General features: G+C 33.0%; 10 protein-coding genes. 5 read left to right on the plus strand and 5 right to left on the minus strand.

Annotated elements, in window-relative coordinates; translation table 11 throughout:
* Nucleotides 1-88: 88 nt before the first annotated feature.
* The 4 genes from ABEB31_RS10730 to ABEB31_RS10745 form a co-directional block, all read right to left on the minus strand.
* Entirely contained in the window at nt 89-478 is a 390-nt protein-coding gene (locus tag ABEB31_RS10730; RefSeq protein ID WP_347051633.1) for a four helix bundle protein, read from the minus strand.
* Nucleotides 479-564: 86 nt separating this feature from the next.
* On the minus strand, nt 565-1,311 hold the full coding sequence (sufC, locus tag ABEB31_RS10735) for a Fe-S cluster assembly ATPase SufC (RefSeq protein WP_057121683.1): 747 nt from the start codon (nt 1,309-1,311) through the stop codon (nt 565-567).
* 156 nt (nt 1,312-1,467) lie between these two features.
* Nucleotides 1,468-2,916, minus strand: a complete 1,449-nt coding sequence (gene sufB / locus ABEB31_RS10740) for a Fe-S cluster assembly protein SufB (RefSeq protein ID WP_347051634.1) — start codon at nt 2,914-2,916, stop codon at nt 1,468-1,470.
* Nucleotides 2,917-2,999: 83 nt separating this feature from the next.
* Nucleotides 3,000-3,329 carry a HesB/IscA family protein gene (locus tag ABEB31_RS10745; protein WP_071635886.1) on the minus strand — a complete coding sequence of 110 codons (330 nt, stop codon included), beginning with the start codon at nt 3,327-3,329 and terminating at the stop codon, nt 3,000-3,002.
* A gap of 330 nt (nt 3,330-3,659) precedes the next feature.
* Between ABEB31_RS10745 and ABEB31_RS10750 the strand changes: the two genes are divergently transcribed.
* The 4 genes from ABEB31_RS10750 (at nt 3,660) to ABEB31_RS10765 (ending at nt 8,566) form a co-directional block, all read left to right on the plus strand.
* Nucleotides 3,660-4,583, plus strand: a complete 924-nt coding sequence (locus tag ABEB31_RS10750) for a hypothetical protein (RefSeq protein ID WP_347051635.1) — start codon at nt 3,660-3,662, stop codon at nt 4,581-4,583.
* A 75-nt stretch (nt 4,584-4,658) separates the two neighbouring features.
* Nucleotides 4,659-5,516: an MBL fold metallo-hydrolase gene (locus ABEB31_RS10755; protein ID WP_347051636.1), complete on the plus strand. Its 858-nt coding sequence runs from the start codon at nt 4,659-4,661 to the stop codon at nt 5,514-5,516.
* Between the two features lie 264 nt (nt 5,517-5,780).
* Nucleotides 5,781-6,914 carry a hypothetical protein gene (locus tag ABEB31_RS10760; protein WP_347051637.1) on the plus strand — a complete coding sequence of 378 codons (1,134 nt, stop codon included), beginning with the start codon at nt 5,781-5,783 and terminating at the stop codon, nt 6,912-6,914.
* Nucleotides 6,915-6,919: 5 nt separating this feature from the next.
* Nucleotides 6,920-8,566 carry a hypothetical protein gene (locus ABEB31_RS10765; protein ID WP_347051638.1) on the plus strand — a complete coding sequence of 549 codons (1,647 nt, stop codon included), beginning with the start codon at nt 6,920-6,922 and terminating at the stop codon, nt 8,564-8,566.
* A 270-nt stretch (nt 8,567-8,836) separates the two neighbouring features.
* Here the strand turns inward: ABEB31_RS10765 and ABEB31_RS10770 are convergent, their stop codons facing one another.
* Nucleotides 8,837-11,146 (minus strand): T9SS type A sorting domain-containing protein, encoded by a 2,310-nt coding sequence (locus ABEB31_RS10770; RefSeq protein ID WP_347051639.1) that lies wholly within the window; start codon nt 11,144-11,146, stop codon nt 8,837-8,839.
* A 289-nt stretch (nt 11,147-11,435) separates the two neighbouring features.
* Here ABEB31_RS10770 and ABEB31_RS10775 point away from each other — a divergent pair, with 289 nt between their 5' ends.
* Entirely contained in the window at nt 11,436-13,064 is a 1,629-nt protein-coding gene (locus tag ABEB31_RS10775; protein ID WP_347051640.1) for a S8 family peptidase, read from the plus strand.
* Nucleotides 13,065-13,089: the final 25 nt, after the last annotated feature.

Here is a 13,089-nt window from a genome sequence, read left to right on the forward strand (position 1 = left end):
TTCGGTGTTTCAGGTTTCAAGTTTCAGGTTGATTATTGGAACTTATTTCTGAATCCTTTTGTTTCAGGTTTAATGTTTCAAGGTTTTATTATTGAAACTTATTTCCTTTGAAATCTTTTTTATTTAGATAAGTGATAAAGTTTTTTATTTTACCGCTTAAATTTTCGTAATCCTTTTTTAAAGCTTCGAATTTTTCTTCTGAAATATATTCAAAATCAAAAACCCGGTATAACTGAGATCTTGTTTCTCCGGCTGAACCTTTTGCAATAGAAAGAAATTGTCTAAATTCTAAATTTCCATCTCGTTCAAAACCTTCAGCAATATTATCCATCACTGAACCGGAAGAAGATTTTATTTGATTCTTAAATCTGAGATCTGATCGTAACTCTGTATGCACTGCAATAAGATTGATTTCTTTTGCTAATCGTCGCGCTTCCTTCCAAATTTCTAAATCTTCAAATCGAGTGATTGTTGCCATATTTCTTAATTTTTTTATTTAAGTTTAAACTTACAAAATGTAGTTTAACCTAAAACTAAAAAAAACATGAAACCTGAAACAAAAATTTAATTCTCTGCTTTAATCCAGTCGTATCCTTTTTCTTCTAATTCGTATGCCAATTCTTTTCCACCAGATTTTACAATTCTACCATTATATAATACGTGAACGAAATCCGGAACGATATAATCTAACAAACGTTGGTAGTGCGTGATAACGATAATTGCGTTTTTCTCGCTTTTAAGTTTGTTTACACCATTTGCTACAATTCTTAGTGCATCGATATCAAGACCAGAATCGGTTTCATCAAGAATAGCCAATTTTGGCTCAAGCATTGCCATTTGGAAAATCTCATTTCTTTTTTTCTCTCCTCCTGAAAAACCTTCGTTTAAAGAACGGGATAAAAATTTACGATCAATTTCCAGCAATTCAGATTTTTCACGAATCACTTTCAGCATTTCGTTAGCCGGCATTTCTTCCTGACCGTTTGCTTTACGAGTTTCGTTGATTGCTGTTTTCATAAAGTTAGTTACACTAACTCCTGGAATTTCTACAGGATACTGAAAGGAAAGAAAAACTCCTTTATGAGCTCTTTCTTCAGGAGCAAGATCAGCAAGATCTTCTCCGTCAAGAATAACTTCTCCGTCTGTAACTTCGTAGTTTTCGTTTCCGGCAATTACAGCAGAGAGTGTACTTTTTCCGGAACCGTTTGGTCCCATGATAGCGTGAACTTCTCCAGCTTTTACTTCTATATTAATTCCTTTAAGGATTTCTTTATCACCGATTGCGGCGTGAAGGTTTTTTATTGATAACATCTTTTTTTGTTTAAAGTTTCAAGTTTCAAGTTTTCAGTTCGACCGAAAAATGAAACTTTGAAAAATCTTTTAATTTAGTTGATATAAAATTCTTTTTAATGCTTTGAAGAACAAATTTTCAGATCTCAAAACTTGAAACCTGAAACCTGAAACTTTTTATCCTACCGAGCCTTCCAAAGAAATCTCTAATAATTTCTGTGCTTCAACTGCAAATTCCATTGGTAATTTGTTCAAGACATCTTTACTGAAACCATTTACAATTAAGGCAATCGCTTTTTCTGTCGGAATACCTCTTTGGTTGCAGTAAAAAACCTGATCTTCTCCGATTTTACTTGTAGTAGCTTCGTGTTCAATTTTTGCTGACGGATTTTTACTTTCGATATATGGGAAAGTATGCGCCCCGCAATTGTTACCCATTAATAAAGAGTCACATTGCGAAAAGTTTCTTGCATTTTCAGCCCTTGGGCTAATTTGCACTAAACCTCTATAACTGTTTTGTGATTTTCCAGCCGAAATACCTTTAGAAATAATGGTCGATTTAGTATTTTTTCCTAAATGGATCATTTTTGTTCCGGTATCTGCTTGTTGGTAATTATTGGTAACGGCGATAGAATAAAATTCCCCAACCGAATTATCTCCTTTTAATACACAAGAAGGATATTTCCATGTTACCGCAGACCCAGTTTCAACCTGCGTCCAGGAAATTTTAGCATTTGTTTCGCATAAACCTCTTTTAGTTACGAAGTTGTAAACTCCACCTTTTCCTTCTTTGTTTCCAGGAAACCAGTTTTGAACAGTAGAATATTTAATTTCAGCGTCATCCATCGCGATTAATTCAACCACAGCAGCGTGCAATTGATTTTCATCGCGGCTTGGAGCAGTACATCCCTCAAGGTATGAAACATAACTTCCGGCATCTGCAATAACAAGTGTTCTTTCGAACTGTCCTGTTCCTGCCTGATTGATTCTGAAATAAGTTGAAAGTTCCATAGGGCAACGAACACCTTTTGGAATATAACAGAAACTTCCATCAGAGAAAACCGCTGAGTTTAATGCTGCGTAGAAGTTGTCTTTTTGTGGTACAACAGTTCCTAAATATTTTTTAACTAATTCGGGATGTTCTTTAATGGCTTCAGAAATTGGACAGAAAATAATTCCCTTTTCTGCAAGAGTTTTCTTGAAAGTAGTAGCAACAGAAACAGAATCGACCACAATGTCCATAGCTACATTGTTCATCATTTTTTGCTCATCTACAGAGATTCCTAACTTCTTGTACATTTCTAAAAGTTCAGGATCTACATCATCCAAAGTTTTGTTTGGATCCACTTGTTTTGGAGCTGAATAATAGGAAATGGCCTGAAAATCAGGTTTTTCATATTGTACATTTGCCCATTCCGGTTCGATCATTTCTTTCCATGCACGAAAAGCTTCAATACGCCATTCAGTCATCCATTCCGGCTCTTCTTTCTTTAAAGAAATGGCACGAACAATATCTTCGTTTAAACCAATAGGAAATGTTTCCGATTCTATATTAGTATAAAATCCGTATTCGTATTCTTTAGTTTCCAGTTCGATTTTTAAATCGTCTTCGGTGTATTTGCTCATTATTTTTATATGTCTTAAAGTTTTAAAGTCCAAAGTCTGAAAGTCAGTTTAAGTCTTTTGGACTTATGACTTCCGGCTTTTGACTATAAAGAAAACGATTCTCCGCATCCGCAAGTTCTGCTTGCATTTGGATTGTTAAAAACAAATCCTTTACCGTTTAATCCGCCAGAAAACTCAAGAATAGTTCCGGCCAGATATAGAAAAGATTTTTTTTCAACTGCAATCTGTATATCGTTATCAACGAATATTTTGTCGTCATCTCCTTTGGTTTTGTCAAATTTTAGATCATAAGACAAACCAGAGCATCCACCGCTTTTCACGCCTACTCTTACGTAGTCGTTTGCGGCGTCAAAACCATCATCAGTCATCAGATCGATGATTTTCTTTTTGGCAGTATCTGAAACTTTTATCATTGTTCTTAGATGTTTGTTTTTAAGAGCATTTTTCTCCTGTAATGAATTTATTACAGTTTTAAAACGCTAATTTTCAATGTTAAATAGAAATTATCTGCAAAGATACGACTTAAAAACCTTTTTCCATAACGGTTCACATTATTATAACAAATGTTAAAATAGATATTACTTATTTTTATAAAATCACGATTTGGAAATAATAAAAGAGCGGTATAAAAAAATTGGTTTCTAATTTCTATAAAATATTGTTTTTAATTGTTAAAAAACAAGTATATGTACTTGTTCATACGAATTTTTAATTGTTATTTTTGCATAAAATTGTGAATATTTATGAAAAAACAAAATAATACTAAATGGTTTAAACCTTTGTTTGCAATTATTCTTATTTTGGGATTTGGTGCTGTATTTTTAGTTTTTAGTAGCGAATCCATTGAAGATGTTGCTGAAACACCGGAAACTATTAGTAAACGACTCTCATTTGAAAGCAAAGAAACAAGCGAACGTAAAGATATTTTAGATTCTCTAAAAGCATTAAAAATTGCCTATGATGTGGCAATTCTTGAGAAAACGGCCTTATCCAAAGAGTTGGAATTTGAACGTGCGAACGTTGAAAATTTAATGGAGATCATTAAAGCTTCTGAAAATCCTTCGGCAGATCAGATTAAAATATTTAGAAATCAGCTTTCAAACCTGAATGTTTCTCTTGAAAGCAGGGTTTTAGAAATTAAAAAGCTGAAATCTCAGAATAAAAATTTAATGACAGAAATAGAAAGTCAGAATGTCGTGATGTATCAGCAAAAGGCAGAAAATGACACTTTAATTTCAAAACAAAAAATATTAGAATCTACTTTAAAAGATGCTTCAAAACTTTATTTAAGCAATTTTAAAGCCATTGCGCTTCGTGAAAAAAGTTCGGGAACAGAGTTAGAAACCACTAAGGCAAAGAATGCTAAAAAGCTAAAAATCAGTTTTACAATTAATGGTAACGGGGTGGCTAAAACAGGAAGAAGGGTATATTATATTCAGGTGTTAGATCAAAAAAATACAGTTTTGGGCGATAATAAACTCATTGAATTTGGAAGTGATAAAGCGCTCGTTTACAGTTTTATTGTCAGTGCAGATTTTCAGGGTAAATCTTTAAGTGCCTACGGAATCCTAAATGCAGATCAGAACCAGTTTAAAAAAGGGACTTACTTTATAAATTATTTTGACAAGCAGGAAATAATGGGAACAACATCTATTACATTACAATAATCCTCGGGTTTTTAAAAATAATTGTAGTAAAAGGAATTGATTTTTCTAGCTTTGTTGTTTAGAAAAATCATTCTTATGAAACTATACCCAATAGAATCCGGAAATTTTAAATTAGACGGCGGCGCCATGTTTGGTGTTGTACCTAAAACTATCTGGAACAAAACCAATCCGGCCGATTCAAATAATTTAATTGACATCGCTGCAAGATGTTTATTGATTGAAGATGGTAACCGTCTTATTTTGATTGATACCGGAATGGGTGACAAACAATCTGAGAAATTTTTTGGTTATTATTCGCTTTGGGGATCACATTCACTAGATAAATCTTTGGCGAAATACGGATTTAATCGCGATGATGTTACAGATGTTTTTATGACACATCTTCATTTTGATCATTGCGGAGGAAGTATCAGATGGAATGCTGGTAAAACCGGTTATGAACCAGCTTTTATAAATGCCCGGTTTTGGACCAATGAAAATCATTGGAAATGGGCAACTCAGCCCAATCCAAGAGAAAAAGCTTCTTTTTTGACAGAAAATATTCTGCCAATGCAGGAAAGCGGCCAACTAAATTTTATTGAAAGACCAGACTCAGAATTTGGATATTCGAAAGAACTTGGTTTCGATATCTTTTATGTAGACGGTCATACCGAAAAGCAAATGATTCCATATATTAAATACAACGGTAAAACTATTGTTTTTTGTGCCGATTTGCTTGCTACAGCCGGACACATTCCTCTGCCGTATGTAATGGGTTATGACACAAGACCCTTATTGACTATGCCGGAAAAAGCAAAATTTCTAAATGATGCCGCAGATCAAAATCATTATTTGTTTTTGGAACACGATGCTCATAATGAAATTATAACAGTCGAACATACTGATAAAGGTGTTCGGTTAAAGGATATTTTTACCTGCGAAGACATTTTATAAAAATTATATACTCTAAAATATTTCAAACCTGTGTCATTTTCTGGCACAGGTTTTTTTGTTAAAATAGGACTACAAAAAACGTATTTATACCTAGGGCCAATTTTGTTAAATTTTATAATTTGTTTAACAAATATTTTTTTATATACTCCGGATATAAAAAAAATAAAAATTAGGTTAAAAATCGTTATAATACAGCCCTTTATAGTTGGTTATTATGAATATTATAGATACGTTTGCCGTACAAAAATTATTAATAAATAACCTATGAAAAAAATTACAATTTTAATCGTATTTATGATTGTTTTTTGTGCGAATGCACAGAAAGTTGATTTAGATCGATTTTACTTTCCGGTAACTTACCAGCTTCTTCCCAAAGAGCCGGTTCCTTTCGAAAAAAGAACATACTCTTCAAGAGTAAAATTAGGCGGTGCCATTCAAATGTACGCAAGTCCAGCTGCAGTTAATGACAAACTTAATATTATTGGATGGAAAAAAGTAGACGAAAACGGAACTGTTGATATCGAGTTTAACCTGGAAGATTTTGTTGAAAAAGGCGCATCACCAGCAATGAGAGCTGAAGAACAAAAAGACAAAGACGGAAGAGTTATTAGTAGAAAAGAATATTACTATGTAGTATCAAAATATACTACAAGAGGCTACGCAAAAATTAAAGGACCAATTGGCGGTGCGCCACTTTCTGAAAAACAGGCAGAGGCAGAAAAAGCGAAGCAAACAGCAGTAGCCACTAACAGGTTCTTAAAAAATGCTGTTGTTAAAAAAGACACTACAGCAAACGAAGGTTACAATCTGAATTTTAATGGAGATTTAGAATTCAAAACAAAAGAATTTACAGACAGTCAGTCTGCGGTTAAGGATTTTAATATTAATAAAACAGCTTACCGTGACAAAATGTTAAGGGATTTTGCTGATAATTCGGTAGCTTATTTTAATAGTAATATTAATAGTACCTATGGTTTCAAACCAAAAAGCGATAATGAAATTCTTTGGATTTTAGACGCGAAAAGTGATGAAGGTAAAACTCAAATTGAAGCAATTCAGGCCGTAAAAGCTTTGTTTACGACTATGAAAGCAGATGAGCCAATTGATGATCTGAAATCTAATATGGAGCCTTTGATTGAGTATTTTGATTCAATAAAAACAAAATATACAGAAGATAATAAGCCATCGCGCAAAATGAGATATTCTGCTTATTATAATTTAGCTATTATTTACCTAATGCTCGACCAGCCTGAAAAAGCAATTGCTGAATCTGAGAAATTAATTGCAAATGACTACGATAAGAGTGATGGAAAAGCAATGATTGAAAAAGCAAATAAATTAATTGCAAGCTTTAAAGCTGCCAAAACAAACACCACGCATAACCCAGCCCTAAAATAAAATAGATGAAAAACATAACCCGCGTTATAGTATTATTAATGCTTGCAGGAGCCACTCAAACCGTATCGGCTCAAATGACTGCATGGGCTTCAGGAAAAACAGAAGCAATTACAAATAGATTGAATCTTCGCGGACCCGTACCGCCAACCAATATGGAGTACGGAAAATACAAGTCGTACGAAGTAATTTTGGATCTTGCTCCGGGTTTAGAAAATAGCATGAATATTAAAAAAGCGCCTTTTTCTGCAGAAAAATTCTATCAGGCGTTTAATATTTCAGGACTGAAAAAACAGAAAGAAGGAGATTTTAAAGTAAAATATAATCTGACCCGTTTTGAACTTGTAAACGACGAAGATTATTTGCAGACTACTTACCAAAAAGCACCTGCATATTATATTGGTTTAGAATCTAATTTGGAAATTACAGATAAATCTGGAAAAGTAATTTATAAAAGATATACAACTCCAAAGGTTTGTATGTATGTTACAAATCCGACAGAAACTTATGAGAACTTAACTTATAAGATATTGACTGATAATTTCTATAATATGTTTCAGGAATTTGAAGGTTTCTATTTGTACGGACCTAAAATTGAAAAACTAAAATACTCTGATCTTGAAAAGAAGAAAAAATCAAAATCAACATTTAATGTAGATGAATTTAATCAGTCAGTTCAGGTATTGCCAACTTTAGTAGATGTTGACAGAGAAAACTGGGGAGATTTATTTGGTGAAGCTCAGAAATACTGGATGGAATATGTTAATTTTCAGGATAAAGATGACGAAGATTTGGCTAAGAAAGTCAGATTTAGTGCAAACTACAACCTGGCTGCGACTTACATTCTTTTAGGGAACGTTGAGGAAGCTTCGAAATATCTTCCGGGTGTAAAAGAAAACGAAAAAAGTTTCTTAGGCCTAAGAACTGATTTTCCATACATGACAACTTTAATTGAAGAAATCGATAATTACAAAAAGCTTACAGAAAAAACATTTACTATCGAAGCAATCCCTCAGGAACCAGTTTTGGCATCTTATAAAAAAGCAGAAACAGCGTTTAGATATGCAGAGTTTGATGGTGAAGTCTTAGATACAGACTCTAAAGTTTTTAAAGGAAAAGTTAGAATAATCAGTGATTATCCTGAGTTGGTAGATTTAAGAACTGTAGAAACGGTATCAGGTCTTAGATCCATGATTGATGGAATTGGTTCTGAAAAAAGTTCTGTGAGAATCTTTATTGACGGGCAGAAAAAACCAGAGAAAACTAACCTGAAAAGAGTAGTAAATATTAAAGATAATGAAGGAAGAATATATATTGTAGGTAAAGCAGGAAGAGGAATTCCTCTTGTTGGTGCATACGATAAATCTTCAGTGAGTACAAAAAGATACTCTATGTTCGAAGAAGTTAAAAAGGGTGGAAAAGTATCATTGTACCATGAGTTCTTTCCTCAGGATGATTATTCATTAAAGAAACCAACACAAGATGAATTCTTTAGTCCTCCAATTTTCTTAGGAAGAAGAAAAGCATTAAGAGAATATTTTTCTGATTGTCCTAAAATGATAGAAAGCATCGAAAAAGGAGCTTACGATTTTGAGAACAAAGAAACGTATATCAAAATGTTTGATGATTATACGGCATTTTGTGGTAACTCATAATTAAGATTTTTAATTCTGATTTATAAAATGGCTGTCTCAAAAAGACGGCCATTTTTTTGACTTTAAATTAATTTGTAAAATCCCTTTCCTTCTTATTTAAAATATAAAGAATAAATTTTCGCTGAAGGATTTTGTGCAATCAGAAATAAATAAGGGTTTGCATTTTATCTTATTGTAGATTGATAAACAGGAGATTACATTAAACAAAACAGCAAAAAAAATCCATTTTCAAATTAATGAAAATGGATTTTAAGTTATGTGTGTTATTTGTTAGTCGACGATAACTTTCTTAGCCGAAGCAGCCTCTCCGTTTATTAAATAAACATAGTAAATACCTCTTGGAAGCCCTGATAAGTTGATGGTATTTTCATTATCACCGGCATTTAAAGCAAATGATTTTACCAATTGTCCTAATGAGTTGTAAACTGTTGCTTTTTCCAGAGAAACGTTGCTTATATAAACTTCTCCTTTTGTTTGAGTTGGATAAACAATAGCTTTATTAAAGACAGAATCTTCGATGCCTAAATTACAGCGTGTTGAGTAACTTGCTGTTGCATCTTTGTTTGTCCAGTTTGCAGTCGAATAAGCCACATCGTCAACCTGAATACAAGTTAGAGCCGGATTAGAGTTTAAATAAACCTGAGCATCTTTTAATAAGGTATTTTGTCTGTTTCTTAAATCTAATTCTGTTAGAAGATTGTTGTGACACATCACAGATGTTAATGCGGGATTTTGAGAAAGACTTAAAGTTTTAAGCTTATTAGAATGACAGGATAATAATTGTAAAGCAGCATTCTGGCTAACGTTTAAAGTAGTAAGATTATTAAAGCCAGTATGCAAATTAACTAGATTTGGCAACTGTGAAACATCTAAACTTGCAATCTTATTCTGATCACATTTTAAATAGTTAAGTGTTGTTGATGCTGGTAAAGTTAGGCTTGCTAGCTCATTACTTCCGCAATTAACGGTTTTTAATAAAGTGTTCTTTGACAAATCTAACGAAGTAATTTTATTGGCCGTACAATCAAATTCCTGCAAAGCAATATTATTAATTAAGTCCAGAGTTGTTAAAGTGTTATTGCTTTGGCAATTTAAAGTAGTCAGCGAAACACTTTTTGAAACATTTAAAGTTTTAATGGAATTAAGATAACAGTTTAAAACCAATAAGTTCAGATGATTGGAAACGTCTAAAGTCTGAATTAAATTGTTAGAGCAGTTCAAATTTACTAAAGCAGTATTGTTGGATACGTCTAAAATAGTAAGTTCATTGTTATAACAGTACAAGTTTTTTAACAACGGATTTGTTGTAATAGTATTTAACTTGTTATTATAACATGACAACGAAGTTAAATTAATATTCTTTGAGACATTTAAAGTTGTAATCTTATTATTGCTGCAGCTTACACTCTCTAAAAGTACATTTTTAGAAAGATCAAGGCTTGTTAGATTATTACTGTCAGCATTTAAAATTTTTAAACCAGCGAAGTCCTGAATACCTGTTAAGTCAGATATTGAATTATTTGAGATATTTAAAGAAGTTCGGCCAGAGATATTAGCTGTCGGAACCTTTCCATTTGGAGCACCGGAATCGTATCCAAGAGCAATTAATTTATTTTCAAAATTAACATCCGGAATCAAAGTATAAACCGTACAATCAACATTGTAAGTAGCTATACCATCTTTAACAACCGAAAGCCAGTTATTGGTAGAATAAGTCACATCATCAACCTGAATGCAAGTTAAACTTGGATTGCTGCGAAAATCTAACATAGACTTGTTTAACTTGGTATTGTTGCCATTTTTCAGATTAAGCTCGGTTAAGAGATTTTTCGAACAGGAAAAATCAACCAGATTAATATTTGCAGAAAGATTTAGCGATTTAATCTCATTCGTATCACAATACAATGAAGTTAAAGCAGTGTTTTTACTTACGTCTAAAGTGGTTAATTTATTGCTCCAACAAGTTAAATTTGTTAACAACGGATTTTGGGTCAGAACGACAGTTGTAATTTTATTTTCTGTAAAAGAGACTGTTTTTAATATCGGATTTAAAGAAAAATTTAAAGAAGTAAGGCTATTTTTATCAGCGGTAAAATTTTCCAATAATGGCGCATTACTTAGTGATAAAGCCGTCAACAGATTATTGCTGCACTGAAATAAATTCAACTTTTTATTATTTGTCAGCGATAAAGAAGCCAGCTTATTGTTGGAACAATTAAATAGTTTTAATTCTGTGTTTTTGGTTAAATTGATACTTGTCAGTTGGTTATTCGAACAATATAAGGTAGACAAATAAATATTTCCCGATAAATCTAAAGAAATTAAAGTATTACTGCTGCAATTTAAAGTTTCAAGATCTTTAAAGTCCTGAATTCCGGTCAAATCTGTAATAGAACTAAAAGAAAGATCGATACTTAAAATACTGGAAATTTTAGATGTCAGTACTTGTCCGTCGGGAGTTCCAGAATCTATTCGCTGTCTAATAAGCTCATTTTCAAAGTTGATGTCGGGTATTTTTGTATATTGAGCATACATTGAAAAATTTGCTAATAATAGCAGTAAGAGTAGTTTTGTTTTCATAGATAAATTTTACGATTACGTCGCGCAAGTATATAGTTTAATTTTAACATTTCCTTACGGGAAACCGTAAGGGAATAGTATTTGTTGGTTTTTAAGTGGTAAGAAGGTTATGTTTGATTCTTCCTTTAGTCTTAAAAACGGTATGACTTTGACTGGTAGTGATTTAAAAAATTTATAGCTTTTACAGTTTTCAATCAAAATTTCATAACACATTGTTAACGGTTAGCTTTTTGTAACAAAAAAGCATAATTTAGTCCCATCTTTTAACTTTACATATATTTATAGATAGATGAGTCACATAAACCCAATTAAATTATCTGCTTTTGCATTACTAGTATTGGCAGGTTGTAATACATTACAGGCACAATCGGCTGCAAAAGAATTTATAAAAGCGCCTTTAGCTGTTGTTAAGAAATCACCGGTAAGCGAAAATGAACTGAAAAGATGGAGTCACCTTGATTTAATCAAAGATTCGATTCCGGGAATGAGTGTTGATAAAGCTTACGCTGAATTGCTTCAGGGAAAAAAAGGTGTAAAAGTAATCGTAGGAATTGTAGATTCTGGTGTTGATATCGAGCATGAAGACCTGAAAGGAATGATTTGGACCAATCCAAAAGAAATTCCCGGAAACGGAATTGACGACGATAAAAATGGATTTATTGATGATGTTCACGGTTGGAATTTCCTTGGAAATTCGGTAAACGAAAACCTGGAAATGACACGCGTTGTCAAAAAGGCAGACGACGGTTCTGCACAATACAAACAAGCTTTGGCTCAGTATAATGAGAAATACGAAAAAGCTTTAAAAGACAAAGAACAAGTAGATTTTTTATTAGATGTTCATAATACAATTAAAAAAGAACTTAATAAAACAACCTATAAAATTGAAGATTTAAGCGCGATTACTTCAACAGACCCAAAAGTGGCACGAAGTAAAGCGATCATGACTCAGATTTTTACAAACGCCGGACCAACGTTTGATCCTGAAGCTGACTTTGGTGAATACAAAGAGCAGGTTTACGATCAGTTAAGTTATAATCTGAACAAAGATTTTGACGGAAGAAAAATTGTGGGAGACAATCCTGAAGATATAAAAGACAATCATTACGGTAATAATATTGTTTTTGGACCGGACAAAGAAAAAGCACTCCATGGAACTCACGTTGCCGGAATTATCGCCCAGGTTAGAGGAAATAATTTAGGTGGAGACGGTGTAGCTACAAATGTTGAAATTTTGACAGTGAGAGCAGTGCCGGACGGAGATGAGTATGATAAAGATATCGCTTTGGCAATTCGTTACGCAGTAGACAATGGAGCAAAAGTAATCAACGGAAGTTTCGGAAAAAGCTTTTCTCCGCACAAAGACTGGGTTTACGATGCTATTAAATATGCTGCTAAAAAAGACGTTTTAATTGTGCATGCCGCCGGTAATGACGGTTACAATATTGACGAAACCAAAAACATCAATTATCCAAACGACTCCCAGGACAATATAAAAGAATTTGCAGATAATTTAATTACTATTGGAGCAATTAATAAACAATACGGAGAAAATGTGGTTGCACCATTCTCAAACTTTGGAAAAATAAATGTTGACGTTTTTGCTCCGGGTGAAGAAATTTATGCAACAGTGCCAAACAACAAATACAAATATTTACAGGGAACTTCTATGGCTTCGCCAAACGCGGCAGGAGTTGCAGCGTTAATTCGTTCTTATTATCCAAAATTAAAAGCGGCTCAGGTTAAAAAGATTTTAATGGAATCAGGAGTAGCACTTCCTTCAATGGTAGTTTTGGGAGAAAGTGAAAATCCGGGAGAAAAACCAAAAGCAGTTTCTTCTGTAGAATCTTCTAAAACGGCGAAAATGGTAAATGCTTACAACGCGTTACTAATGGCAGAAAAGATGTCAAAAAAATAATACGATTACACTATTAACCTAATGG

Origin of the sequence: Flavobacterium olei, from assembly GCF_039749035.1 — a bacterium.
Taxonomy (GTDB): Bacteria; Bacteroidota; Bacteroidia; order Flavobacteriales; family Flavobacteriaceae; genus Flavobacterium; species Flavobacterium olei.